General features: G+C 63.1%; 22 protein-coding genes. 8 read left to right on the top strand and 14 right to left on the bottom strand.

Annotated elements, in window-relative coordinates:
• The first annotated feature begins 1 nt into the window (after position 1).
• Positions 2-1,300, top strand: a complete 1,299-nt coding sequence (locus tag CEW89_RS04555; protein WP_066709281.1) for a TRAP transporter large permease — start codon at positions 2-4, stop codon at positions 1,298-1,300.
• A gap of 100 nt (positions 1,301-1,400) precedes the next feature.
• Here CEW89_RS04555 and CEW89_RS04550 read toward each other — a convergent pair whose 3' ends face one another.
• The 11 genes from CEW89_RS04550 to CEW89_RS04500 all read right to left on the bottom strand — a co-directional run bounded on the left by CEW89_RS04550 (position 1,401) and on the right by CEW89_RS04500 (position 14,806).
• The gene (locus CEW89_RS04550; protein ID WP_096805061.1) at positions 1,401-2,210 is read right to left on the bottom strand and encodes an ABC transporter ATP-binding protein; all 810 of its coding nucleotides are present in this window, start codon (positions 2,208-2,210) and stop codon (positions 1,401-1,403) included.
• Positions 2,207-3,094: an ABC transporter ATP-binding protein gene (locus CEW89_RS04545; protein ID WP_096805060.1), complete on the bottom strand. Its 888-nt coding sequence runs from the start codon at positions 3,092-3,094 to the stop codon at positions 2,207-2,209. Before CEW89_RS04545 ends, CEW89_RS04550 begins: the two co-directional genes overlap by 4 nt.
• Positions 3,091-3,957: an ABC transporter permease gene (locus tag CEW89_RS04540; protein WP_096805059.1), complete on the bottom strand. Its 867-nt coding sequence runs from the start codon at positions 3,955-3,957 to the stop codon at positions 3,091-3,093. The genes CEW89_RS04545 and CEW89_RS04540 overlap by 4 nt, the downstream gene beginning before the upstream one ends.
• Positions 3,950-4,957: an ABC transporter permease gene (locus CEW89_RS04535; RefSeq protein ID WP_096805058.1), complete on the bottom strand. Its 1,008-nt coding sequence runs from the start codon at positions 4,955-4,957 to the stop codon at positions 3,950-3,952. Before CEW89_RS04535 ends, CEW89_RS04540 begins: the two co-directional genes overlap by 8 nt.
• Positions 4,958-5,024: 67 nt before the next feature.
• Positions 5,025-6,566, bottom strand: a complete 1,542-nt coding sequence (locus tag CEW89_RS04530; RefSeq protein ID WP_096805057.1) for an ABC transporter substrate-binding protein — start codon at positions 6,564-6,566, stop codon at positions 5,025-5,027.
• 134 nt (positions 6,567-6,700) lie between these two features.
• Positions 6,701-8,245: a phytoene desaturase family protein gene (locus tag CEW89_RS04525; RefSeq protein ID WP_096805056.1), complete on the bottom strand. Its 1,545-nt coding sequence runs from the start codon at positions 8,243-8,245 to the stop codon at positions 6,701-6,703.
• 3 nt (positions 8,246-8,248) lie between these two features.
• Entirely contained in the window at positions 8,249-9,799 is a 1,551-nt protein-coding gene (locus CEW89_RS04520) for an indolepyruvate oxidoreductase subunit beta family protein (protein WP_096805055.1), read from the bottom strand.
• A 12-nt stretch (positions 9,800-9,811) separates the two neighbouring features.
• Positions 9,812-11,956: a thiamine pyrophosphate-dependent enzyme gene (locus tag CEW89_RS04515; RefSeq protein WP_096805054.1), complete on the bottom strand. Its 2,145-nt coding sequence runs from the start codon at positions 11,954-11,956 to the stop codon at positions 9,812-9,814.
• 39 nt (positions 11,957-11,995) lie between these two features.
• Entirely contained in the window at positions 11,996-12,442 is a 447-nt protein-coding gene (locus CEW89_RS04510) for a MarR family winged helix-turn-helix transcriptional regulator (protein WP_096805053.1), read from the bottom strand.
• Positions 12,439-14,004 carry a phytoene desaturase family protein gene (locus tag CEW89_RS04505; protein ID WP_096805052.1) on the bottom strand — a complete coding sequence of 522 codons (1,566 nt, stop codon included), beginning with the start codon at positions 14,002-14,004 and terminating at the stop codon, positions 12,439-12,441. Before CEW89_RS04505 ends, CEW89_RS04510 begins: the two co-directional genes overlap by 4 nt.
• A gap of 13 nt (positions 14,005-14,017) precedes the next feature.
• Positions 14,018-14,806, bottom strand: coding sequence for a cyclase family protein (locus CEW89_RS04500; RefSeq protein ID WP_066709255.1), 789 nt, complete (start codon positions 14,804-14,806; stop codon positions 14,018-14,020).
• A gap of 379 nt (positions 14,807-15,185) precedes the next feature.
• On the opposite strand from CEW89_RS04500, the gene CEW89_RS04495 reads away from it, so the two are divergent.
• From CEW89_RS04495 to CEW89_RS04485, 3 genes are read left to right on the top strand one after another with little or no spacing between them, the layout of a single operon-like run.
• A complete protein-coding gene (locus CEW89_RS04495; RefSeq protein ID WP_066709252.1) occupies positions 15,186-15,611 on the top strand; it encodes a cupin domain-containing protein in 426 nt (141 codons plus the stop codon).
• Between the two features lie 2 nt (positions 15,612-15,613).
• A complete protein-coding gene (locus CEW89_RS04490) occupies positions 15,614-16,456 on the top strand; it encodes a fumarylacetoacetate hydrolase family protein (protein WP_096805051.1) in 843 nt (280 codons plus the stop codon).
• On the top strand, positions 16,453-17,256 hold the full coding sequence (locus CEW89_RS04485) for an SDR family NAD(P)-dependent oxidoreductase (RefSeq protein WP_096805050.1): 804 nt from the start codon (positions 16,453-16,455) through the stop codon (positions 17,254-17,256). The genes CEW89_RS04490 and CEW89_RS04485 overlap by 4 nt, the downstream gene beginning before the upstream one ends.
• Before the next feature lie 99 nt (positions 17,257-17,355).
• Here the strand turns inward: CEW89_RS04485 and CEW89_RS04480 are convergent, their stop codons facing one another.
• On the bottom strand, positions 17,356-18,279 hold the full coding sequence (locus tag CEW89_RS04480) for a LysR substrate-binding domain-containing protein (RefSeq protein ID WP_198403495.1): 924 nt from the start codon (positions 18,277-18,279) through the stop codon (positions 17,356-17,358).
• Positions 18,280-18,423: 144 nt separating this feature from the next.
• Here CEW89_RS04480 and CEW89_RS04475 point away from each other — a divergent pair, with 144 nt between their 5' ends.
• From CEW89_RS04475 to CEW89_RS04465, 3 genes are all read left to right on the top strand, one after another.
• Positions 18,424-19,719: an NAD(P)/FAD-dependent oxidoreductase gene (locus CEW89_RS04475; RefSeq protein ID WP_096805048.1), complete on the top strand. Its 1,296-nt coding sequence runs from the start codon at positions 18,424-18,426 to the stop codon at positions 19,717-19,719.
• Between the two features lie 57 nt (positions 19,720-19,776).
• Positions 19,777-21,447, top strand: coding sequence for a flavin monoamine oxidase family protein (locus tag CEW89_RS04470; RefSeq protein WP_096805047.1), 1,671 nt, complete (start codon positions 19,777-19,779; stop codon positions 21,445-21,447).
• Positions 21,448-21,613: 166 nt separating this feature from the next.
• Positions 21,614-22,378, top strand: a complete 765-nt coding sequence (locus CEW89_RS04465; protein WP_096805046.1) for an aspartate dehydrogenase domain-containing protein — start codon at positions 21,614-21,616, stop codon at positions 22,376-22,378.
• A 17-nt stretch (positions 22,379-22,395) separates the two neighbouring features.
• On the opposite strand, the gene CEW89_RS04460 is transcribed toward CEW89_RS04465, so the two are convergent.
• The gene (locus CEW89_RS04460) at positions 22,396-23,223 is read right to left on the bottom strand and encodes a sulfite exporter TauE/SafE family protein (protein WP_096805045.1); all 828 of its coding nucleotides are present in this window, start codon (positions 23,221-23,223) and stop codon (positions 22,396-22,398) included.
• A gap of 3 nt (positions 23,224-23,226) precedes the next feature.
• Complete coding sequence (locus tag CEW89_RS04455) at positions 23,227-23,991, bottom strand: SDR family NAD(P)-dependent oxidoreductase (protein WP_096805044.1); 765 nt, start codon at positions 23,989-23,991, stop codon at positions 23,227-23,229.
• A gap of 566 nt (positions 23,992-24,557) precedes the next feature.
• Here CEW89_RS04455 and CEW89_RS04450 point away from each other — a divergent pair.
• Positions 24,558-26,057, top strand: a complete 1,500-nt coding sequence (locus tag CEW89_RS04450; protein WP_096805043.1) for an ABC transporter substrate-binding protein — start codon at positions 24,558-24,560, stop codon at positions 26,055-26,057.
• Positions 26,058-26,099: the final 42 nt, after the last annotated feature.

The raw sequence follows: 26,099 nt of genomic DNA, 5'->3' as shown, positions 1-26,099 counted from the left end.
GATGTCCTTGCTTGCTCATTGGGAATTCGGGACGCTCGTCCTGTTCATCCTGCTGTTTCTCGGCGTGCCGATCTCGTTCGCTTTGGCGCTTCTGGGCACGGTCGGCACGGCCGCGATCATCGGCTGGTCGCCGTCCTATTCGCTGCTGGGGCAGACCTATTTCGAACACAGCCGCAGCTATTCGCTGTCGATCCTGCCGCTGTTTCTGATGATGGGGAATTTCGTGGTGCAATCGGGCATCGCACGCGATCTCTATTCCGCCGCCTATGCCTGGCTCCGGCACCGCAAGGGCGGGCTGGCGGTGGCGACCGTGGTGGCCTGCGGCGGCTTTTCCTCGGTCTGCGGCTCGTCGCTTGCAACCGCCTCGACCATGGCCAAGATCGCCCTGCCGAACATGCGCAAATTCGGCTACCCGGACAGCCTTTCGACCGCGTCCATCGCGGCGGGCGGCACGCTTGGCATCCTGATCCCGCCCTCCGTGATCCTCGTGTTCTACGGCATCATGACCCAGCAGGACATCGGCAAGCTGTTCCTCGCGGGCATTCTGCCGGGCATTCTGGGCGTCGTGCTCTACGCCGTCGCGGTGCGGATCTCGATCCGTTTCGGGCATTTCGACCTGCCGGTCGAGGACAAGCTGCCGCTCCGGGAGCGGATCGTGGCGCTCAAGGGCGTGGCCGGAGCTCTCGGTCTCTTCGCCTTCGTCATGGGCGGCATCTATTTCGGGGTGTTCACGCCGACGGAAAGTGCCGGCATGGGGGCAGGGGGCGCCTTCCTTCTGGTGCTGCTCCAAGGTCGTCTCAACCTGTCTCAGACGCTTTCGACCCTGTTCGAAACCGCCAAGACCACGGCGATGATGTTCTTCATCCTGTTCGGTGCGCTGACCTTCGCCAATTACGTCAACCTCTCGGGCATGAGCCGGGACATCCAGACGCTGGTGACTTCGGTCGGGGACAATCCGCTGATGGTGATCCTGATCATCACGCTGGTCTATCTGGTGCTGGGCTGTGTGCTTGAAGGCCTGTCGATGATCACCCTGACCGTGCCGATCTTCTATCCGATCGTCGCAGCCCAGGGCTTCGATCTGATCTGGTTTGGCATTTATGTGGTGATCGTGACCGAGGTGAGCTACATCACGCCCCCCGTCGGTCTCAACGCCTTCGTGCTGAAATCCGTGGTCAAGGACGTGCAGCTCGGAACCATTTTCCGGGGCCTCACCTCCTTCCTGCTGGTGGATGTGCTGCGGGTCGTTCTCATTCTGGCCTTCCCGGCGATCGTCCTGCTTGTCCCCAACATGATGTGACGCTGGGTTCAGAGCGGCGGGTCGTCCGGCAAGAGGCCCGCCGCATTCAAAAACACCCGCCAAAAAGCGGGTGTTTTGCGTTTCGGATTGTCGGGGGCGGTCAGGGCTCGTCGAACCAGCCCGCGTCGAGCTCCGGCAGGGGAATGGCTGACAGCAGCGTTTTCGTGATCTCCGAAGACGGGCGCTCGAACACCTCTGCCACCGGGCCGTGATCGACGATCTCGCCATGGTTCAGCACGATGACATTGTCACAGAGATGGCGGATCACCGAGAGATCGTGCGAAATGAACGCCACGGTCAGCCCCATGTCCCGGGCGAGGTCCTTGAGCAGGGACAACACCTGTGCCTGTGAGGAGACATCGAGGCCGGAGACGATCTCGTCGGCCAGAATGAACCGCGGCTCAAGCGCGATGGCACGGGCGATGCCGACCCTTTGACGCTGCCCGCCCGAAAGCTCATGCGGGTAGCGCTCTGCGAAGGCGGGCGGCAGGCCGACCTTGTCGAGCGCCGCGATGGCATCCGATTTCGTGCCGCCCCGGCCATAGCGTTTCATCGGCTGGGAGATGATCCGCCAGACCCTGTGACGCGGGTTGAGCGACGACATCGGGTCCTGAAAGATCATCTGAAGATCGCGGCGCAAGGGGCGCAGCGCCGCCTCGCCCAGATGGCCGATCTCTTGCCCGTCGAACAGAACCTGCCCGCTGTCGGGCTCCAGAAGTCGCACCAGAACCCGCCCGAAGGTCGATTTGCCGGAGCCGGACTCGCCGACGATGCCGGTGATCTGCCCCTCGGGGATGTCGAGGCTGAAACCTTTCAGAACCTCGTTGCGCGGAGCGGCGCCGAACAGGGGTTTATGCGCCCGGTCCGGGAAGGACAGGCACAGGTCGCGAACGGAAAACAGCGCGCTCATCTGCGGCCTCCTGTGTAGAGCATGTCGTCCTGTGCGATCCGCGCGTGCAGATCCTTGATCAGGGCGGCGGGCACCGGCGAAAAGGGCCGGTCCAGATCGGCATAGCTCGGGGTCGCAGCGATCAGCGCGCGGGTGTAAGGGTGCCGGGGATTGGTGAAAACCTCGCGCGTCGGGGCATCCTCCATCACCTTGCCCGCAAACAGCACGGTGACCTTCTGGCTGATCTTGGCGACGACGCCCATGTCATGAGTGACGAAGAGGACGGCGGTGCCGGTCTCCTGTTGCAGTTCGCGAATGAGCCGCAGGATTTGCTTTTGGACCGTCACGTCGAGCGCCGTGGTCGGTTCGTCCGCCACGATCAGACGCGGCGAGGGGGCAAAGGCGGCAGCGATCAGCACGCGCTGGCGCATGCCGCCCGAGAGCTCATGCGGATAGCTTCCCATCACCCGTTTCGGATCGCGGATATGCACCCGGTCGAGAAGATCGAGCGCACGTGCCACGGCATCGCTGCGCGACCAGCCCAGGATGCGCACCAGCGGGTCCACGATCTGTGGCCCGATCTTGCGCACCGGATTGAGCGCCGTCAGCGGGTCCTGCGGGATCAGCGCCGCCGATTGCGCCACGGTTTTGCGCCGGGTCGCCGGCGTCATCATGTTGAGGTGCTGGCCCTCGAGCAGGATTTCCCCTTCGGTGATCGTCACATTGGGCGGCAGGATGCCGAGGACGGATTTACCGATCATCGACTTGCCCGCGCCGCTTTCGCCCACCAGCGCGCGCACCTCGCCGGGTTCGAGCGTCAGAGAGACATCGCGTAAAAGGCGGCGCCCGTTCGGCAGGGCGATGTTGAGCTTGATCACGTCAAGCGTGTGGGCATGGGGTTTCATTGCAGCACCGGATCGAAATGACGTTTGAGACCTTCGCCGAGCGTCGAGAAGCTCAGGACGGTCAGGAACAGCGAGATCAGCGGGAACAACAGCACCCACCATGCGAAATGGATTGCGCCGCGGCCTTCGGCGATCATCGCCCCCCATGTCGGATCGTCCGAGGAGATCGACAGGTTAACGAAGGACAGGATCGCCTCGACGATCACCGCGATGCCCATTTCGAGCGTCAGAAGCGCGATGACCGAGGGCAGGATATTGGGCAGGATTTCCGAGATCAGCGTGGCCATGCGCCTTGCGCCGCCGATCCGGGCGCTGTCAACGTAATCCATCCGCGCCTGCACCATGGTCTCGGCCCGGATGACGCGGGCAAAGCGGGTCCAGTCGATGACCGCAATGGCGAGGATGACCGATCCCAGTCCGGTGCCGAGAACCGCCACCAGCAGGACGGCGAAGAGCACCGGCGGAAAGGCCATCCAGATGTCCACGAGCCGGGAGATCACCCGATCCCACCAGCCGCCATAGAAGCCTGCGATCAGGCCCATGGCGGTGCCGACGACGCAGGCGGCGAGAGCGGCGGTGAAGCTGACGATGAGGGCGATGCGGGCGCCATAGATCATCCGCGACAGCACATCGCGGCCCAGACTGTCGGTGCCCAGCCAATAGCCCGGCTCGCTGCCCGCGATGAACCACGGCGGCAGGCGTTCGAGCATCAGGTCCTGTTCCAGCGGATCGTGCGGGGCCAGCAGAGGCGCGAAAATCGCTGCGGCGATGACAAGGGCGATCCACAGAAGCGGCAGCCAGAGCCGCAGGTTGACCGGCCCGATGCGCCGGGCGCGAGGGGCGGAGGTGGTGGTGTCAGCCATGGCGCAGCCTCGGGTTCAGAAGGGTGTAGGACAGATCGACCAGAAGGTTGATCACGATGAACAGCGCGGCGAACAGGATGACGATGCCCTGAATGAGCGGCAGATCGCGGTTGATCACCGCGTCGATCGCCATGTTGCCAAGGCCCTCATAGGCGAAGATGCGCTCCACGATGACGGTGCCGCCGATGAGAAAGGTGAACTGCACCCCCACGAGCGTGAGCGTCGGCAGGGCCGCGTTGCGCAGCGCCTCGCGCAGGATGACGGCGGTTTCGGAAAACCCGCGAACACGGGCGAGCGTGGTGTAATCGAGGTGCAGCACTTCCTTGAGCGACTGTTTGAAAAGCTGCGCGATCATCGCGGCCAAGGGCAGGGCCAGAGACATGGCGGGCATCAGCATATGCGACAGCGTCGAGCCGACCACATCTAAACGACCGCGCAGGAGGCCCTCGATCACGTAGAAATTCGAGGTGAAATCAATGTCGAGCCTTGGATCGACCCGGCCCGAGATCGACAGCACCGGCCAGAGCACGCCGAACAGCAGAACGAAGATCAGCCCCCAGAGAAAATCCGGCACGGAGAGCACCGCGCCATTGGTCAGATCGAGCCCGACTTCGGTGCCGGTGCCGCGTTTGCGCGCGCCGATCACGGCCACCAGACCGCCAAGTGTCACGGCGATGACGAGCGCCATGAACGACAGCTCCAACGTGGCGGGCAGGCGGCCCAGCACCAGCTCCATCACCGGCTGGCGCAGGGTAATCGAGGTGCCGAAATCGCCTTGGACGACGCCGCCGAGCCAGATCGCGAATTGTTCCGGCAGGCTTTTGTCAAAGCCGTAAAGCCGGGTGAGATTGGCGATGTCCTCTTCGGTCGCGCCGGGCGGCAGCATCATCGCAATGGGATTGCCCGGCGCCACGCGCACGAGGGTGAACACAACGACGGCCACGCCGAACAGCGTTACCAGCGTCGTCGCCAGCCGGGTCAGAACGGTCTTGAGAAGCATGAGTGTCTCGTTTTGGCAAAGGGGCCCGGCGATCAAGGGGCGAGATCGCCGGGCCTGAACGCCGCGATCAGGTCGCGGGGGTGATCGCCTGCGGCAGAAGATCGCCGGAGGTATAGGGCGTGACCGAGACGGTGTTTGAGAACACGACGGGCATGACATATTGCAGAAGCGGGATGACATAACTTTCTTCGGCGATGTAGCGCGACACGTCCTTGTAGCCCTGGATGCGGGCCGCCTCGTCGCGTTCGACAAAGAGCGGTGCAATCCTGTTCACAAGGTCCTCGGTGTCCCAGACCGCATGCGGCGAGGGGCCGAACATTGAGAAACCGGTGGCGGTCGACGGGTCGCCGATGGAGTTGCCCCAGTTGTAGAAGGCGGCGGGCGCGAGCTGGTCGGTGGCGCGCAATTCGTAATGCTTGGCGATCTCGTAGACCTCGATCTCCGCTTCGATTCCGACCTTGCGCCACATGCCGACGATGGCCTGCACCATCTCGTAATCCTTGGGCTTGAGCCCGCGGGTGGTCTGGATGGTGAACTTGACCGGATTGTCGGTGGAATAGCCCGAGGCCGCAAGAAGTTCCTTCGACCTTTCAGGGTTGTAGGTCACGACAATGCTCTCGTCATAGGCCGCGTAGCCCGGCGCTTCGAGCGTCGAAAGCGGTACGCCATAACCGCGCAGTAGCCGGTCGATGATCAATTGCTTGTCGATGGCGTGATGCGCGGCAAGGCGCACGTTCTTGTCGAGCATCGGGCCGGTGTCGTTGAGGAAGATCATGCCGATGTCGGTGATTGGCACGGCCACGCCCGAAAGCCCGTCCTTGGCGATCAGACGGTCGTATTCCTCATAGGGGATGTTGACGGTGACGTCCGAATTGCCGCTTTCCACCTCGGCCACGCGCGACGCCGCATCGGTGACGAATTTGATCGTCACGGTCTCGAATGCCGGCGCGTCGCCCCAATAGTCGGGGAAGGCCTTGAGCCGGACATAGGCGCCTTGCTCAAAAGCGTCGACCATGTAAGGGCCGGTGCCGATGGGGGCTTTCTCGAAGCCTTCCGCGCCGAGCTCTTCGTAATAGGCTTTCGGCAGCACGAAAGCGGTCAGGAAGGCCATCCATTTGAACAGCGCCGGTTCGAAATCCAGCACATCGGCGGTGATGACGTTGCCCACGACCGTAAAATTGCCGATCTTCGACCAGACGAATTGCATCGGGTTGCCGGTCTCCGGATTGGCGGCGCGCTCCAGCGACCAGACAATGTCTTCGGGGGTGAGCGCGGCACCGTTGTGCCATTTCACGCCGTCGCGCACGGTCATGGTGATCTTCGACTGGTCCGCGCTGAAGCCCCAGTCGGTCAGCAGGCCGGGGCCGAAGGACAGGTCGGGGGCCTGTGCGATGTAGCGATCGAACACCGCCAGATAGATGGATTGCAAAACCGGGTTCACGGCGGCGGGGCCGGTGGTCGGGTCCCAGCTTTGCACCGGGATGTTATAGGCGATGGTCAGGTTCGTGCCGTCCTGTGCCAGCACGCTTGCACCCGAAGCCAGAAGCGCGGTGAGCGCGACGGACGCGCCCATGAAGCCGCGCCGTGTCAGATGTCCGTTGGCCGTCATATGTCTCTCCTGTTGGCGATCTCCGGCCCGTTTTCCGGACTCGGTTGGTTTTATTTTGGATATAGTTATTTCATATTTAAAGCATAAAGATGCAGATGCGCCGGATTTTCCCGTTCTTGCCCGCTCTGTGCAGGTTATTTGATCATCTGGGCGGCGAAATGCCCCGATCCGGCCCCGGTGCCGCCGCCCGGCCAGGCGGCCGCGCCGATCAGCGACAGGCCCTCAAGCGGGGTGTGGCCATCGGCAAATCCCAGAACGGGGCGGAACAGGAAGTTTTGGGTCAGGTGATGCGAGCCGCAGACCTGATCGCCGCCGACGAGATTGGGGTTTCCGGCCTCCAGATCGAGCGGCGACACCACATGGCGAGCGAGGATATGCGCGCGGAACCCGGGGGCCTGTTCCTCGATCAGATCGAGCACGCGCTCGGCCATGGCCTCTTTCGCATCCGCCCAGTTTCTTGCGGAAATCTCGCCTTTTTCATCGCCTTTGATCTCGGCAGGCACAACGCGGGCCTGAACCCAGAGCGTATGTTTGCCTTCGGGTGCGCGGCTCGGGTCGAAGAGCGAGGGCTGGCCGACCACCAGAAGCGGAGTCTCCGGCAAGAACCCGGCCAGAGCCTGTGCATAGGTCGCCGCTGCCGTATCCATGGAGCGCCCGATATGGACATAGGCAAAGCCCTTGAGCGCCTCGGCCAGCCATGGCACCGGCGCGTCGAGCGCCAGATGCACCATCATTGTGCCGGGGGCATGGCGGAATTTGGCGAGGCCGCGGTCGTATCGTGCGTTGCCGGAACTGCCGCCTATGAGGCGCAGGAGATGTTTCGGTGCCAGCGAGGCAAGAATGGTTGAGGTCTCAATCTTTTCACCATTGGCGACAACACCCGTGACCTGACCGTTCGCATGAAGGATCTCGGTCACTTCGGTGTCGCAGTCGATCCGCCCGCCGTGGGCTGCGATGATCGAGACCAGCGCCCGGGTCGCCACATCCGCTCCGCCCTTGCCGATCACCATACCCATGGCTTGGCCCGCCATGCCTTCGAGATAGGGAAAGACCGCACCGCCCGCGACGTCGGGGGCAAAGTCGATGTGCAGCCCCCATGTCGAGAGCGCGGTGCACAGGCGTGGGTCCTCGAACGTGTCCTCAAGCCAGGCACGCGGGGTCGAGAGCAGGAATTGCAGCGTCTCGAGCGTCTTCGCCGTGCCCAGCGCGCGCCAGCTTTTCCAGAGATATTTGAGCAGGGGGCCGCGCCGCATCGGCGTGCCGAAGAGCGGGCCGAGAACGGCGATACGTTCGGGGAACTCCGCCATCATCTGCCGCCATGTGACCTTGTCAGCCTCGGAGGCGAAGGTTGCCAGCGTTTCCTCGGGGTCGGTCGAGACGCCAAGGTAATCGCCCGGCGCCATCGCCTGGGCGAAGGGGCGGTCGATCGGGACGAATTCCATGCCGTGTTTCGCCATGTCCGCGCCATGGGCAGCCATGAAGGCGGAGCCCGCGAACATCGAGAGGTTCATGGCGGCCACGTCATGGCGAAACCCCGGTAGCGTCAGCTCTTCGGTCCGCACCGCCCCGCCCGGCGTCGGGCCGCGTTCCAGAATGCGGACCTTTTTGCCGCGCAGAGCCAGTTCGGCGGCGGCGACCAGCCCGTTGATCCCGGCGCCGATGAGGACAATCTCGCTCATGACTTACCCCGCAAAGCTTTTGACAGTGGCCAAAGCGCCATCGAGTGCCTTGCCTTTTTCATCCTCAAGCGCGGCTGTGCGCAGCCGGCGCATCCAGTCGGCGGCATCCGTGCGGCCCTTCAGCATATCGAGCGCGCCCATGACGCGGGCGAATTTCGACAGGCCACGGGCGTGGGTGTCGGAATAGCCCTTGATCAGCCGGTAGTTGGCGAGGATTTCGGAGGCCAGCGCCGGATCGGTCCTGGCGACCTCTTTGACGGTTGCGAACCATGCAGCCACATGGGCCATTTCGCTTTGATGGCGCAGGAGTTTGCGGCGCATCGGGCGCAGGGAGGACACGATCCAGAGCATCAGAAAGCCCCGGAGGCTGTCGGTGCGGATGCGGCGGCCCTTGTCGAAGCGTTTGGTGTACCAGGCCTCAAAACCCTTTTTGCCCTGCACCCATGTGCCGAGGCCCTTGGGCAGGGTGGTGGTGAATTCCTCAAAACGCGGGTGGAAATATTCGGTCAGCATCAGGACCTGATCGTCTTTCACGACGACCTCGCCCTTGACGCGCTCAAACCGGCTGGCGCGGGTCTTGATGTCGGCGACGCGCAGGATGTCGTCGTAACAGAGCGCGCGGGCGATGTATTTCGCGGCACTCACGCTCATCTCATAGGGGGCTTTGTCGAGGGCCACGATCTCGTCCAGCTTGTCGAGATACTCGCTGCCGTAGTCTACGTCCTGATAATCCACGACCTTCTTGAGACCCAGACCCGCCATCTCCTGAACCTCAAGGGGCAGGGCGGTCAGGCGGCTTTCCAGCGTGGCCCATTTCGCCTTGAGTTTCTCCGGCACGTTGAGCACCGGGACGGGCTTCGCCGGGGCCTCTTCAAAGACCGGGGCGGGTTTGTTGCCCTTGGCGATTTCGTAAGCCTCGCCAAAGGCCCGCAGCGAGGCCTCGACGCCCCGGCCCGATTTGCGGATCACCTCTTCATAGCTTTCGCGCGAAAACGGCAGTGCGCCGGAGCCCGCCAGAGCGCCCAGAAGCGACGAGGAGATTACCGATCCCGCCTGTTTCGCGACGGTTTCCATGTCGAAGGCAATCACGTGATCGGCGGCGATGTCCATCGCGGCAATCACCTCCGGCCCGTTGGCGCGCCCGTCGCCAGGGGCGATTTTTTCCGACACGGCGGGGATGCGGTGGGTTGAGGCGATGAGCGTGGTGCGGCCCGGCGTCACGAAGCCGCGCATGATGGCGCGCCCGCCCTCCATGAGCTCCGAGGCCATGAGAATGTCCACGTCCCCCACGGCGGGCGAGAGCGCAAACACCGGCTGGCGACCGGTGTCGCGGCACATTTCGACGTAATAGATCGTCGCTCCGGTGCGCTGCGCCACGCCCGCGACCGAGGTGGATTGCGCGTTATAGCCATTGGCTTCGGCGACATCGACGATCCAGTTGGTCAGGACGCCACCGCCCTGACCGCCGACGGCGAGGGCCGCCAGCGTGATGACCTTTTCCCCGTCGGGACCGGGGGAGCGGCGGGCGATGATCGGTTTGGCTTGCATGTTCATGTTGTATAGTCCTCAGGCAAAGGCCACGCGTTTCGCGTCGCGGCGGCTTTGCAGCCAGGAGATGATTTTCGAGGCGCGCGCGGCGCGGCGTTTTTCGCCCTCCGTCGGGTTGCTGACGATCTCGGCCTGATAGAAGGATGGGCAGAGCACGGCGGCATCCGCCACCTCGCCACAGTTGCCGCAGCCGACACAGGTCTGGTCGATCGCCGCCACCGGATCGTCGCGCAGCGGATCGCCCGTGTCCTTCACGGACAAAGACGGGCAGCCCGACAGCCGCATGCAGGCATGATCGCCGGTGCAGACGTCTTCATCGACACCGAACCGGGGTCGGACGACGCGTTTGCCTTCCTTGGCGGCCTTGGCCATCTCCGGTTTGACGCGGCGCTGTTTGTTCAACATGCATTCCGACGAGGCGACGATGACCTTGGGGCCTTCCGCATCGGTGGTCAGCGCCTCTTTCAAAGTGTCGCGCATCTTGGTCACGTCATAGGTGCGGTCCACCTGACGCACCCATTTCACGCCCATGCCCTTACAGGCCTCGACGATGGAGTTCTGGGTCTGCTTGGTCTTGTTGACGGCGCGGGACGACAGGATGTCCTGACCGCCGGTCGCGGAGGAATAGAAATTGTCGACGATGACGATCACGTTGTCGGATTTGTTGAACACCGCATTGCCCACCGACGAGGTCAGCCCGTTGTGCCAGAACCCACCATCGCCGACGAAAGAGATCGAGCGACGGCCCTTTTTGTTCTCATTGTGGAAGGCGGCGGCGGAGGCGGGGCCGAGGCCGTAGCCCATGGTCGTCGCGCCAAGATCGAAGGGCGGCATGATCGAGAACAGGTGACAGCCGATGTCGGAGGAAATGTGGTGCTCGCCCAGCTCTTCCTCCACGAGTTTGGTGGCGGCGAAAATCGGGCGTTCCGGGCAGCCGGTGCAGAACCCGGGCGGACGCCCCGGCAGGGTTTTCGACAGATCGGGGATCGCGACGGGTTCCTCGTTGGTGGCGGTTTTCGCAACCGGCAGCATTGAGGGCGCGTATTGCGCGAAGAAGGCCCCGAGGCTGTCGACCATCACCTGCCCGGTGTATTCGCCGCCCATCGGCAGCACGCCCTTGCCTTCGAGCTTCACGGTTTTGCCGCGCTTGTAGAGCATGGTGGCGATCTGTTGTTCGATGTAATTCGGGTGGCCTTCCTCGATCACCAGAACCGCGTCCTTGCCCTCGCAGAAGTCCATCAACTGCTCATCCACCAGCGGATAGATGCAGTTCAGCACCATCATGTCGACCTCGGTGTCGCCATAGAGATCGGCAAGGCCCAGACGGTTCAAAGCCCGGATCACGGTGTTATAGGCGCCGCCCTGAAGGATCAGGCCGACTTTCGCATCTTTCCTGCCAAAGCGTTCGTTGATCTCGCGCTCGACAATGAAATTCTGCGCGGCGGGCAGGCGTTTGGTGAGCTTTTCCTGTTCGTGCAGATAGGTCGCGGGTGGCAGGACGATGCGGTTCAGATCGCGGCGCGGGTTTTCCAGCGCATCGGACACGGTCATCGAAGGACGCTTGTTGTCCTTGGCGGTGAAATGGCCGTGAACGTGGCAGGAGCGGATGCCGACCTGCAACATCACGGGCGTGTTCGATACTTCCGAGAGCTCGAACCCGTCGCCCACCGCCTTGGTGATGCAGGGCAGGTTCGGGCGCGGGTCGAGCATCCAGACCTGCGATTTCATGGCGAACGCATAGGTGCGTTCCTGCATGATCGAGGAGCCTTCGCCGAAATCCTCGCCCACGATGATCAGCGCGCCACCCGTGACCCCGCCCGAGGCGAGGTTAGAGAGCGCGTCCGAAGCGACGTTGGTGCCGACGACGGATTTATAGGTGACGGCTCCCCGGATCGGATAATGCACAGAGGCCGCGAGCATGGCGGTGGCTGTGGCCTCGTTGGCGGAGGCTTCGAAATGCACGCCCAGCTCGCCGAGGATCTCCTGCGCATCGGCCAGAACATCCATCAGGTGCGAAATGGGCGAGCCCTGATAGCCGCCGACATAGCCGACGCCGTTTTCCAGCAGGGCCTTGGTGATGCCGAGGATGCCTTCGCCGGTGAAGACCTCCCCGTCGCCTTGTCTGAGTTTCTGGACTTCCTTGGCGAAGGATCTTTCAGCCATGGGGTGTCTCCTTGGTTTTCCCGTTTGGGCGCTGTGCGTTTAAAAATCGTGGTGGCGGATGTCGTGCAGCACCCGCGAGAGCATGTCCTTGAGCGTTGCGCGCTCGGCTTCCGAGAGGCTTGCCAGCATCGTGTCGCGCATGTGTTCCATGGCGGGCCATGCGGCGTGATAGGCGGCTGCGCCGGTCTCGGTCAGATGGATCTTGCGGATGCGGCTGTCGGTCTCGCCCGCCTCACGACGGATCAGCCCGGCGGCCTCCATCGCGTCCAGAGTGCGTGACAGGGTCGATTGCTTGATTACCGTCATCACCGACAGCTCGTTGATCGTGCAGGGGCCGCCCTCGGCCAGAACCGCGAGCGCCCGCATCTGGGCGACCGAGACGCCGACCTCTTTCAAGGCGGCTTCGACGCCTTTGTTATAACGCGCCATGATGCGGTTCATCAGATAGGGGGTGAAGTCCTCAAGCTCCTCGGGGTTGTCGATCATGCGCCCAGCTCCTTCGCGGTCAGAAAGCCCGATCCGCCCGACAGGCCCGGTCCCGGATGGGTCGAGGCGCCGATGTGGTAGAGGTTCTTGATGCCGGTATCGTGGCGCTTGCTGCCCGCGAAGGGCCGCCAGAGGAAGAACTGTTCGAGGTTGCAGGCCCCGCCATAGGGATCGCCGCCCACAAGGTTCATATTGTAGCCTTCGAGATCGGCGGGAGAGATCGCGCGGCGGGTGACGATCTGGTCGCGGAAGCCCTCGATGTGATCGGCGAGAATGGCCTCGATCCGGTCGGCATAGGATTCGCGCAGCGCCTCGGTCCATTGGCCGCCTTCGGGCACGTCGATCTCGCCCTTGGCGTCGCCCTTGACGACGCGGGGCGCTTCGGGGAGCTGGAGCCAGAGCACGCTCTGGCCTTCGGGCGCGCGGGTCGGATCGGCGGCAGAGGGCTGGCCGACACAGATCGTCGGCACCTCGGGCAGCATGCCGCGCTCGGCCTCGTTGCCCGCTTTCGACACCCCGTCGAGCCCCGGTGTGATATGAAGAAGCTGAACCTTCTCGATCCCTTCCGTCCTCCACTTCACGGGCCCGTTCAGCAGGTAATGCAGTTGGAAATCGCCCTTGCCATAGCGGTATCTGCGCAGATCGTCCTGACGTTCCGGCATGGGCGCAAGTGTGCCGTAAAGCTGGTTCGGCGTGGTCGAGGCCAGCACCTTGCCCGCGGTCACCACCTCGCCGGATGCCAGTTTCACACCGGTCGCCACGCCATTCGCTAGGGTGATTTCGGCCACCTCGGCCCCGGTCGTGACCGTGCCGCCGTGCTCTTCGATGATGGCGATCAGCCCGCGCACCATATTGGCCGCGCCGCCTTTCACCACCGGAGCCCCGGCAAGCTCGAGGGCAAAGCCGATCACCTGACCCATCTGGCCGGAAAACGACGCCTCCGGCCCAAGCCCCGCATGCAGGCACCACGGTGCCCAGAGCGCACGGTTCAGGTCAGACGCAAACGAGGTCTCAAGCCAGCCGCGCATCGACTGCAACGCCCCGCCCATGGTCGTGGCCAGCCCATGCGGTTTACGTTTCCACGCCTCTTTGGTGAGGAGTTTCGCGGTGGATTTCGACCACGGATCGCCGCCCATCAGCCCGAACAGCAGTTCCGCATCGGCGGCAAACGCATCGAGATCGGCGGCAAGCTGGTCGCCATCGCCGGGATGGGCCGCGTTGAAGGCCGCGACATTGGCGGCGCGGTCCATCTTGTAGGTGAGCGCCCTGCCATCAGGGAGCAGGACGCCCGTGGGTGTGTCGGTGGCGCAGAATTCGACGCCATGGCGGGCAAGGTCCTCGCCCAAGGCGCCATGCGCCGCCCCGGTCACCCAAAGAACGAAGGTGGTGGCGAGGGGGTCATAGCTCACCCCCTCGGCCAGTGTTTCGGTGCGCATGCAGCCACCCGCGACCTCTTCACGTTCGAAGAGCGCAACCTTCTTGCCGGATTTGGCCAGCATCGCCCCCGCCGTAAGCGCGTTGATGCCGGAGCCGATGATTGCGATGTCGCAGGTCGGTGTCATGCGCCTCTCTCCCTTATGCCGCGACCAGTGCGAGGGCACGCACGGGCGAGCCGGTGCCGTTCTCGATCTTCAGCGGTGCGGTGATGAACACCGCGCCTTTCGGCGGCAGCTTGTCGAGATTGGTGAGGGAGGCCAGGCCGTAGCGGTTGTTCTTGTGCAGCAGGTTGTGGGCCGGGTAGGGCGGTTCAAAGCCCCCCGCGGCGCCCGCGTCGGTGCCCACACATTGCGTGCCCCAGCCGAGCGCCTTCTTTTCCATCAGGTATTCGATGCAATCGACCGAGGGCCCGGGGGTGTGAGGGCCGGTCTCGTCGGCATTGAGGAATGTGCCGGCGTCTTCGTTATACTGGTCCCAATCGGTGCGCATCAGCACCCATTCGCCTGCCTTGATCTCGCCGTGCTCCTGTTCCCAGGCGATCAGCGCGTCCTTGGTCAAAAGGAAATCCGGGTCGGCGGCGGCCTCTTTCGAACAGTCGATGACATTGGCTGGGGCCACGAAATATTGCGGGTCGATGGTGTCGACGGCACCGTCCGGGTAGTCCTTGCCGGTGATCCAGTGGTGCGGGGCATCGTAATGCGTGCCGGAATGCTCGCCGAGTTTCAGCCAGTTCCAGGCCCAGAATGGCCCGCGGTCGCCATATTCGGAGATCTTGTGAATCTCGATCGGCGGCGTGTCGTCGGCGATCTCCGGCGGTAGTTTCAGAAGCGGCGTTTTCGGGCCGAGGGTGGCGGCGCAGTCGATCACCTTGATCGCGCCGGTGAGCAGGCCTGTCGCAAGCTGTGCGAGGGTGTCCTGAGTGGTCATTTCGTGCTCCCTGATGATTTGTATTGGTCGTGTTTCAGACTGGATGTATGCAAGCGCATGTATTTTTTTACTTCAAGTCCAAAAATTAACAAAAGAGAATTTCTTGGGGTCTTCGAAGCGAAACTCTATGCGTTTGCATAAATAATAAACGCATTTTTACGTTTCTGCGCCTGCAAAATCACTATTTTAAGCGATAATGAAAGGTTTTTGGATGTGGTGATGACGACTCTCCGAGCCTTTTGGGCCTGCATCTGCGATGCGATGGGTAGAATAAAAAGATTGAAGTTTAAAATAAAATATGCATCCTGATCCTTGCCCTGCGCAACCTGCGCAGTTCACCCGTATTTCTCAGTCAGCAGTCCTCAGGGAGGATCCCATCATGACCGACCAAGTCGTTCCCGTCGTCACCCGGGCCGGAGAGCTCGATGAAACCACGCTGCAATCGGGCGAATGTGTCCGTAAATCCGGCGTCAGCCCGCAGCACACGCCCGCCACGAAAATCTGGTTCGGGCGCGTCTCCAACGAGCCGGGTCACCGCTCCCCGCCGCATCACCACGAGGAATGCGAAACCGGCGGTTACGTGCTCAAGGGCCATGGCCGGATTTATTTCGGCGAGGATTACAAGGAGTTCATCGACATGTATGAGGGCGATTTCGTCTTCGTGCCGCCCTTCATGCCGCATGTCGAAGTGAACATGTCCACCACCGAGGAACTGGTGTGGCTGACCTGCCGGACGCCGGACAATCTGGTGACCAACCTGCCGGATGTGCCGGACGAGGCGCTGGAAGGCTATCGTCGGGCCTGATCATGCGGTTGGTAAGATATGGTGCGGCCGGGGCCGAAAAGCCCGGCCTGCTGGACGGGGAGGGCGCGATCCGCGACCTTTCCGCCCATGTCTGTGACATCGACGGGGTGGCTTTGGCCCCTTCGGCGCTTGCTCAACTGGCGGCTCTGGACCCGGCCTCTCTGCCGAAGGTCATGGGCGATCCTCGGCTCGGATCGGCGATTGCCCGGCCCGGTAAGTTCATTTGCGTCGGCCTGAACTATGCCGATCACGCCAGGGAAACGGGTAAGGAGCCGCCCGCCGAGCCGATCCTGTTTGCCAAGGCGTCGAACGCGATCTGCGGGCCGAACGATGACGTGGAAATCCCGCGCGGGTCGGAGAAAACCGATTGGGAGGTCGAGCTGGGCGTGGTGATCGGCACGCGGGCCAAATACGTCAGCGAGGATGAGGCGCTCGATTATGTGGCGGGTTACGCTTTGGTCAATGACGTGTCCGAGCGTGCCTTCCAGTCGGAGCGCGGCGGGCAATGGACCAAGGGAAAGTCGCATGACACTTTCGGTCCGGTCGGGCCATGGCTCGCGACCAGGGATGAGATCGCCGATCTTGCCGACATCGACCTCTGGCTCGATGTCGATGGCGAACGCCGCCAGACCGGCAACACCCGCACGATGATCTTCGGCGTTGCCACGCTGGTGAGTTACATCTCTCAATTCATGACGCTTGAGCCCGGCGACATCATCGCCACCGGCACGCCGCCGGGCGTGGGGCTTGGGATGAAGCCGCCGGTGTTCCTGAAACCCGGTCAGGTGATGACGCTCGGGGCCACGGGGCTTGGGGAACAAAGACAAAGGATGGTGCAGGCATGAGCGATTTTGGCAAACTCAAAGAGGCTTTGACCGATCTGACCGGCAAGACCGCGCTGGTCACGGGCGCGGCGCGCGGGCAAGGTGCGGTCGAAGCCGAACTGCTCGCCACGGCCGGGGCTTCCGTGCTGATCTGCGACGTGCTGGACGAGGGAGAAGCTTTGGCCGCGCGGCTCACCGCCGAGGGATGCGACGCAAAATTTCTCAAGCTCGACGTGACCTCCGAGGCTGCATGGCTCGAGGCGCTGGCGCTGATCCGCGACTGGACCGGGCGGCTCGACATCCTTGTCAACAACGCGGGCATCATCAACCGCAAGACCATCGCGGATATGTCGGTTGGTGAATGGAAAAAGGTGCTTGAGGTCAACGCCACCGGGGCCTTCATCGGTATCAAACTCGCGGCTCCGATGATGGCCGAGACCGGCGGCGGTTCGATCGTCAACATCTCGTCGAACAGTGCCTTTTCCGGTCATTACGACCCGGCTTATACCGCCTCGAAATGGGCGATCCGCGGGCTGACGCGCACGGCGGCGATGGAGTTCGCCGATCAGGGCATTCGCGTCAATGCGATCTGTCCCGGCCTCATCGTCACCGACCTCAACCGCAATTCGCCGCATCTCGGCCCGATGATCGGCATGACGCCGATGGCGCGTGCGGGCGAGGCCGATGAGGTCGCCCAGCTCGTGCTGTTTCTGGCCTCCGACGCTTCCGGCTTCATCACCGGCGAGGATTTCGTCATCGACGGCGGATTTACCGCAGGCGCGGGTTATCGCCGGGTCGCGAAGGAGACCGGCATTCTCTGAGCCATTCTCTGTGGCATGACGACATCTCCCGCCTTCGCCTGTCCGGGCGGAGGTGAAGCGCCCGACCGTCGTCGGGTCTCGGCGGTGTGCCGTGCCGCCTCATGCGGCTTTCATTTCCCTCTTGAGCCAGGCCAGGACCTGTGCGCTTCGCGGATGCGGCGGCAGGTGTTCCGGGCGCAGTGCCCAGAAACTCTCTGCGCTGTGGGTCTTGCCCGCAAACGGCTCCATGAGGTGCCCGTCTCCGATCTCCCGCGCGACATACATGCGGGGCACCAGCGCCAGCCCGAGCCCGTGGCGCGCACCTGCGATCAGCGCCGCGCTGCTGTCGAACCGTGGCCCCAGGATCGCCCCCTTGTACGCCACCGCCGTGCCGCGCAGCCATGTCAGCCAGAGGTCCGGGCGTTTGGCGTTTTGCAACGATGGCAGTCGGTCGAAATCCAGGATGTCGAGCGGCATTTGCAGTCCGGGCAGGTCTGGCGCGGCGATCACGGTCAGTTCTTCGGGGGCAAGCGGCTCCGCCCGAACCCCGGCCCATGCGCCGCCACCTCGCCGGACAATCAGATCGGCGCGGCTCTCCTGCGGTGGCACCTTGTCATCCTGCATGCGAATCTCGATCAACAGTTCCGGCTGCGCCGCCCGCAACCGGGCGAGGCGCGGGATCAGCCAATGGGTGGCAAAGCCGGTGGGCGCCGCGAGGGTGAAGACCCCGCTCAGGCTCTGCCCGCGCACCGCGTCGATCGCCGAGTTTTCCAGATCGGACAGCAGGCGATGCGTGTCCCTCAGATAGGCTTCTCCCACCTCGGTCAGGACGAGGCGCGAGCCGATGCGCTGAAACAGTTTGAGGCCGAGGAATTGTTCCAGCGCGGCGATCTGTCGGCTGACCCCGCTTTGCGTGATGCCGAGATCCTGCGCGGCATGGGTGAAGCTGCGATGCCGGGCGGCGGCTTCGAAACATTCGAGCGCGGCGAGGGAGGGGATGAAACGGCGCATCGGGGACCGGTCTTTCTCATGAGTAAAACTCATGTCGGAATGCTTTTTTGCATCCTTCCTTTTTTCGCACCCTCTGGCAAACTGTTTCAAACACATCCGAAACAAGGGTGACAACGTCCTCCCTCACAGGTGGCCTGCAAAGCTGCCTCTGCGGGATTAGCCGGATCTGAGCACAGCATGAGCAATTTTCATTCCAGACATATCGCCGTGATCGGCGCGGGTATTGTCGGGCTTTGTGTGGCCGAACGGCTCCTGTCCGAAGGTCACAGGGTGACTGTGGTCGATCCCGCTGCGCCGGGGGGCGCGCAGGCCGCGAGCTATGGCAATGGCGCGTTCATCAGCCCGGCCTCCGTTCTGCCGATGTCGGCTCCGGGGCTGTGGCGGCAGGTGCCGAAGATGCTGCTCGATCCGACCGGGGCGCTTTCCGTCCGGCTGCGCGATCTGCCGGGACTGCTGCCTTGGCTTTGGGCGTTCCTGCGTGCCGGGAACCGCCCGGGTAATGTCGCCCGCATCGCCGGGGATCTCAACCTGTTGCTGCGGGACGCTCCGGCGCGCCACGCGGAACTCGCGGCCCGCACGGGGCAGTCCGATCTGATCCGCCAGACCGGTTTGCTCTACGCTTTCCGGGATCGCGCGGCATGGCAGGCCGAATGTTCGGTGTGGCAGATCCGGGCCGAATGTGGCGTTGTTATGGAAGACTGCACCGCCGCGCGGCTGCGCGCTCTGGCTCCCGATCTTTCGTCTGACTACGGTTTCGGTATCCTGATCTCCGAGGGCGCGCATTGCGTCGACCCCGGCGGCTATGTCGCGGGGCTGGCGCGTTATCTCACCGTCTCGGGTGCGGAGCTGCGGCAGGATCGGGTTCTGGGGCTCGATCTTTCAGGCGGTCAATTGCGGGGGCTGCGCTGCGCGGGTGGAGATCTGCCCTGTGACCGGGCGGTGATCGCCGCCGGGATCGCCTCAGCGCCTTTTGCGACCGAGGCGGGGGATCGTCTGCCGCTGGCCGCCGAGCGGGGCTATCATGTGGAGATCGCCGATGTGCCGTTTCGCCTCGATGTGCCGGTGATGCCGCAGGACGGCAAAATGGCCAATGTCACCACGCGCGGAGGGCTGCGCGCCGCCGGGCAGGTGGAAATCGCCGTCCCGGATGCGCCGCCGAACTGGGCGCGGGCGGAAGTGTTGCTGTCGCATCTGAAGCGCAGTTATCCGGCACTGGCCGGTCGGTCGCATGATCTGAAACGCTGGATGGGGTGTCGTCCATCCATGCCCGATGGCAAGCCGGTGATCGGCAGGGCCTCGGCGGTGCCGGAGGTGATCCATGCCTTCGGACACGGTCACGTCGGCCTCGCCTCGGCCCCGGCCACGGCGGAGATCGTTGCCGATCTGATCGCCGGACGTCCCCCGCGCCGCGATTCCGCGCCGTTCTCTCCCGCGCGCTTCGGGTGTGGTGTCGCCCTCAGAGGTCCGACATAAATCCGACGCCAATCCGACGTTTTGCCGCCCCTTCGTTTCGACCGGAAAGATCCTGCCATGACCCTGCCGCCGCTGACTGCCTTCGGGCCCGATTTCACCTTTGCCCATGACGACTGGCTTGCCCATCCGGCGGGGTTGGGCGCTGTGCCGAAGGACGTACTGGGCACCGAGGTCGCGGTGATCGGGGCCGGGGCCTCGGGCGTGATCGCGGCTTATGAATTGATGAAAATCGGTTTGAAGCCAGTCATTTACGAGGCGTCGCGTTTCGGAGGGCGGCTGCGATCCGAGAGTTTCGACGGCACGGGGTTCGAAGGCTCTCCGCCTGTGATTGCCGAGATGGGCGGCATGCGCTTTCCCGCCTCCTCGGCGGGGTTCTACCATTATCTCGATCTCATGGGGCTCACGACGAAACCCTTCCCGAACCCTTTGACCAGTGCCGCCGGTTCGACCGTGATCGACCTTGAGGGGGAAACGGTTTTTGCCCGTGACTTGAAGGAGTTACCCGCCCTTTATCAGGAGATTGCGACGGCCTATGCGCAGGCGCTCGACGGGGGAGCGGCCTTCACCGAATTGCAGAATGCCATCCGCGCCAAGGATGCCGCGCGGGTCAAATCCCTGTGGAATCCCCTCGTCGCGGCCTGGGACGAACGCACCTTCTACGATTTCGTCACGAGTTCCGACGCGTTCCAGTCCCTCAGCTTCCGACATCGCGAAGTGTTCGGCCAGGTGGGCTTCGGCACCGGCGGCTGGGATTCCGATTTCCCGAACTCGATGCTGGAAATCCTGCGGGTGAACCTGCTCGGATTTGACGACGATCAGCGCTATGTCGTCGGCGGGGTCGAAAGCGTCTTGCGCCGTCTGTGGCACGCCGCGCCGCCTTGTACATATTGGCCGGAAGGGACCTCGCTCGGCTCTTTGCATCGTGGCGCAACCCGTTCAAGAGTCATGAAGATTTCCCGTTCCAATCGGAATGGTCCGCTTCTGGTCACGGATCAATGGGGCAATGAGGCGGCGTATGAAGCGGTGCTCGTGACCTGTCAGAGCCACCTCCTGACCACGGCGATCGAGGTGGATGAGGAGCTTTTTGCCCAGCCGCTCTGGATGGCGCTCGACCGGACGCGTTACATGCAGGCGGCCAAAACATTCGTCATGGTGGATCGGCCGTTCTGGAATGACGTGGATCCGAAGACCGGGCGGCCCGTCATGTCCATGACACTGACCGACCGGATCACCCGGGGCACCTATTTCTTCGATAACGGCCCGGATCAGCCGGGGGTGATCTGCCTCTCGTATGCCTGGATGACGGATGCGCTCAAGCTGCTGCCGCTGAGCGATGAGAAACGTGTGGATCTGGCTTTGAAAGCCTTGGGGAAAATCTACCCGGAGGTCGATATTGCAAGCCATATCCGGGGCGTGCCGAAATGCATCAGTTGGGAGGCGGACGAGAATTTCCTTGGTGCCTTCAAGGGGGCGTTGCCGGGCCATTACCGCTACAACCACCGGGTCTACAGCCATTTCATGCAGGATGACATGCCCGTGGAACAGCGCGGAATTTTCCTTGCCGGCGACAGTGTAAGCTGGACCCCGGCCTGGGTCGAGGGGGCGGTTCAGACCGGGCTGAACGCGGTCTGGGGCATTGTCGCGCATCTCGGCGGCGCCTGTCATGCGGCCAATCCGGGGCCGGGCGATCTCTATGCAGAACAGGGACCTGTGGCGCTTTCAGGGTGAGTTTCGAGGCATCCGGGCGGGGCGCACAAATTCGTGGCAAAAGAGCCGGGTTTCGCCTTGTGTTTGTGCTGAAAATAAACCTTAAAACATGCTGTATTCATTGACGAAAATGAGGATTTATGGTCAATTCTCACGACTTTGAAAACTGATAAGAAGGCCGCTCCTCATGACCTCTATTTCGCGCAAGATCGGCATCCTTGGGGCCGGCAAGATCGGCGTCGCCATTCACGATGCGCTGGCGGAGATGGAAGGCGTCGAGCTGGTCTATATGCTGGCCGGTCGCCGCAAACCGGAAGGGGTGCCGGAGGCGCTAATCCTGACCGAGATGGCGGAGGCCCTGAGCTGTGAGGTCGATCTGGTGATCGAAGCGGCGGTGCCGGAGGTGATCCATACGCACGGTGCGGCGCTCCTCGCCAACAGCGATCTCTGCGCCTTCAGTTGCACTGCGTTGTCGCGCCCGGAAACGGAGCATGCGGTGCGCGCAGCCTGTGCGGCGGCGGGGACGCGGTTTTTCGTGCCGCATGGTGCGGTCATGGCGCTCGACGGTCTGGCGGACGGGCGCGATGTGATCGAACGTGTGACGATCACCACGGTCAAGAGCGGGCCGAGCCTCGGGCTTGCCGAGGATGCGGCGGGTCCGCTGTTCGAGGGAACGGCGCGCGAGGCCTGCCTGCAATTCCCCCGCAACGTCAATGTCCATGCCGCCATCGCGCTGGCCGGGATCGGGTTCGACCGGACGCAGAGCCGTGTGGTCGCGGAGCCGGGCAAGGCGACGATGGAACATCTGATCCATGTCGAAGGGCAGGGGCTCGAATGGGATATTCGCGTGTCGTCCCAATCTCTTGGCGGGGTGAGTGGGGCTTATACGCCGCGCTCTGCCGTCGGCTCGGTGCGGCGGCTGTTGGGCGGATCGGGCCTCAGCATCGCGTGACGCCCGATCCCTTGGGGTCAGCTCCCGAAGGCTTTCATCAACATCCGCGCAGCGGTGAGGAACAGGAAGACCGCGAAGAGCCGCTTGAGCTTTTTCGCGGGCAGCTTATGGGCGAGCGCGACGCCCAGAGGTGTGGAGATCAGGGTCATTGCGATGGTGGCGGCAAAGGCCGGGAGGTTGATCAGCCCGAGGGAAAAGGGCGGTTTGTCGGTCAGTTCCCAGCCATGCAGCGCGAAGCTGATGGTCGAAGGGAGGGCGATTAAAAGGCCGAACCCGGCGGCCGTGCCCACGGCGCGGTGCATCGACAGGCCGGAGAGGGTCAGGACCGGCACGCCGAAAGAGCCGCCTCCGATCCCCATCAGCACCGACAGAAAGCCGATGCCGGAACTGAGCGCGGAGCGCAGCGGTTCACCGGGCAGGCGATGGTCTTCGGTGGCCTCCTTTGGTCCGCCAAAGGCCATCTGGGCGGAGACCAGCATGCCCAACATGCCAAAAATGGCCAGAAGGACATGGGAGGACAGGCGCGTGGCCACCAGTGTCCCGATCACCGCCCCAAGCACGATGCCCGGCGCCCATGTCCTCAGGATGTCCATGTCGACCGTGCCGCGTTTGCGATGCGATTGCACGGAGCGCAGCGAGGTCACGACGATGGTGGCCAGAGAGGTGGCGACACAGACCTGCATCAGATGGGCGCTTTCATAGCCCATGGCGGAAAACAGGAAATAGAAGGCGGGGACGAGGACGATGCCGCCGCCGAGGCCCAGAAGTCCGGCGATGATCCCGGCGACGAAACCGGTCGCGATCAGCACCGCGCCGAGTTGCAGATAGAGCGTCAGGTCGGTCATGGCTTACCCCAGTGTTAGTCCGCCGTCGACATGGACGGTCGTGCCGGTGATCTGGCCTGCCTCTTGCGACAGAAGGAACGCCACGGTGGCGGCAATGTCATCGGGTTCGGTCAGGCGGCCCGTGGGCGTGGCGGCCATGGCGGCGGACAGCGTGTCCGTGGTGACGGCCAGATGTCCGCCGCCCTGTTTGCGGGTGAAACCGGGGACCACGGAATTGACGGTCGTGCCCATCGGGGCGAGTTGCAGGGCGAGAGCTTCGACCAGTGCCTCGATCGCGGCTTTGGCTGCCGAGGTGGTCGGAAAGCTGGTGCCCGCCTTACCGTGGACATGGGCGACGAAGGAGCTGATCGCCACGACCCGACCCCAGGGCGAGGTTTCGAGATCCGGCAAGGCCGCCGTGACGAGCCCGGCGAAGGCGCCCGGCATCATGGCGAAATCGCGTATGAGATCGTCATGGCTGAACTGGCCGAAGGGCGCTTTCGAGGCCTTGCCCGCGTTGCTGACGATCTGGTCGACCGTTCCGAATGCGGTGCGGGCGCGGCTGACGAGCAGGGCGGGGAGTGCCGGATCGCTAAGGTCGCCGAGTTCGGTGATCACCTGCGATCCGGCGGCGATGCAGTCTTGGGCCACGGCGGCAAGCGTGTCTGCATTCTTGCCGGTGTGCAGCAAAAGCCGGGTGTCGGGGCCCGCGCATTTGCGGGCGATGGCGGCGCCGATGCCACTGGCGGCGCCGGTGACGATCAGGGTACGTTTCAATGTGTCGGTCATGCGTTCCGTTCCATGCGCACGCCGCGCGGGCGGGGAGACGAGCGGGGTCGACCTGAGGTCGATGCGCCAGCTCCGTCACCTCCGAACCTGCGCGGCGTGACTTTGAGTATGAGTTTGGGAATGTCTCAACTCGCAATCTGTATATGGTATACTAAAAATTCCTGCAAGCCATTCCCGCCGCGTTCGGTGATGCGGGGCGGGAGATGCGATTTTTTCGAAAAATATGCAATTTATATGGTCGTAACTGCCTGTTGTGACGTTTTGAAAAGCGATTCTTGTCTGTGTTTCATGGAGTGGCTGACTCTAAGGTCATGTGAGATCTTGACCATTTTGGAATACCAAATGGACGGCATTGCCCAGGAATTCGCATAAATAGTGGGCGAAATCCGCTTAATTATTGTGCGTCACCCTATTGTTTTGCGACGCGTCGCCCGGATGGCCGCATTATGCTCTCGAAGCCGTTGACAGGGATTCCGGCCGCTCCCTAGGCTGATGTCAGGGAATGTCGGCGCTCAACAGAAGAACCCGAAAAATCGGGACAGACCTCCTAGCCAACGGGAAAACAAATGAACGCACCTTATCGTACTGCACTTCGTGCCGCGTTATCGCGCGCGCTCGTCTCTGCGCTTTTGCTGGGCACCGCTCTGCCGCTTCATGCCGCAGGTGTTACGATCGCGATCGGATCCGAGCCAACCACCCTCGACCCGCAACAGCGTGACGACGGGGCCGAACGGGCGGTGACCGACAATATCTTCGAAACGCTTCTGGAGCGCACGACGGATGGCACGCTCGTGCCCGGGCTTGCCGCGGAGATGCCGAGCCAGATCGACGATCTGACCTGGGAATTCAAGCTGAAACCCGGTGTGACCTTCACCAATGGCGAGCCCTTCGATGCGGCCAGCGTTGTGGCCTCGGTTACCCGGATCATCGACCCGGCCTATAACTCGGAACAGATGGCCTATTTCGGCACGATCGAAGGGGCCGAAGCGGTCGACGATCTGACGGTTCACATCCAGACCAGCGGTCCCGATCCGGTTCTGCCCGCGCGGATGTACTGGATGAAAATGGTGCCGACGACCTATGCGGCGGATGAACAATTCGGTCGTGCACCGGCGGGCACCGGTCCTTACATGCTCTCCGAATGGGCACCGGGCGAAGGCATCACGCTTGTGCGCAACGACAGCTACTGGGGCGAGGTGCCGGAGATCGACGATGTCACCTATCGTTTCATCGGCGAGGCGGGCACGCGCCTGTCGGGGCTGATGGCGGGGGAGCTGGACCTGATCCGCAACCTCTACCCGGAATTCGCCGCCGCCGTGCCGAAAGCGATCACCACGCAGGGGCTGGAGACCTCGACGCTGATCCTGTCGACCGCGAACCCGGTGATGGAAGATCCGAAGGTCCGCCGTGCGCTCAACCTCGCGATCGACCGTAGTGCGCTGGCCGAAAGCCTGTTCGTCGGCAATGCGATCCCGGTCCATGGCCAGCTCGTCAACCCGAAGAGCTTTGGCTTCAATGAAAGCCTGCCGCAATATGCTTACGATCCGGAGGCCGCCAGGGCGCTGATCGAAGAGGCGGGGGCGACCGGCAAGACCATCACTTTGGTGGGGGAATCCGGGCGCTGGCTCAAGGATCGCGAACTGATCGAAGCCGTGGGGGCCTATTGGTCGGAAATCGGGCTGGATGTGGACATCCATATCGAGGAATTCGGCGAATATCTCAACCAGCTCTTCGACAAGGAACATCGCCCGGACGCGATTTTCGTGACCAACTCCGACGAGCTTCTGGATGCCGATCGTCCGCTGACCGCCGGGCTTGAGTATAACGCCAGCTACGCCTCCAATGTCGACGAGGAGATGGCTGCGAAAATTCAGGCGGCACGCACCGAAACCGATGTCGAGGCCCGCAAGGCGCTCTATGCCGAGATCACACAGAAAGCCTTCGAGCTCGACTATCTCGCGCCGTTGCTCAATCAGGAAGACATCTACGGGCTGAGCGAACGGTTGGAATGGACCCCGCGCATCGACGCGAAACTTCTCGTCAAGGAAATGTCCGTCTCCGAGTGATCACTGCTGATCTCAGGACGCATGTTTCTCGCAGGCAGAGCG

Source organism: Celeribacter ethanolicus (genome assembly GCF_002407265.1).
In the GTDB taxonomy this organism is placed as follows: Bacteria; Pseudomonadota; Alphaproteobacteria; order Rhodobacterales; family Rhodobacteraceae; genus Celeribacter; species Celeribacter ethanolicus.
Note: the sequence above shows the minus strand (reverse complement) of the source record. Positions and strands in the feature narration are given on the sequence as shown.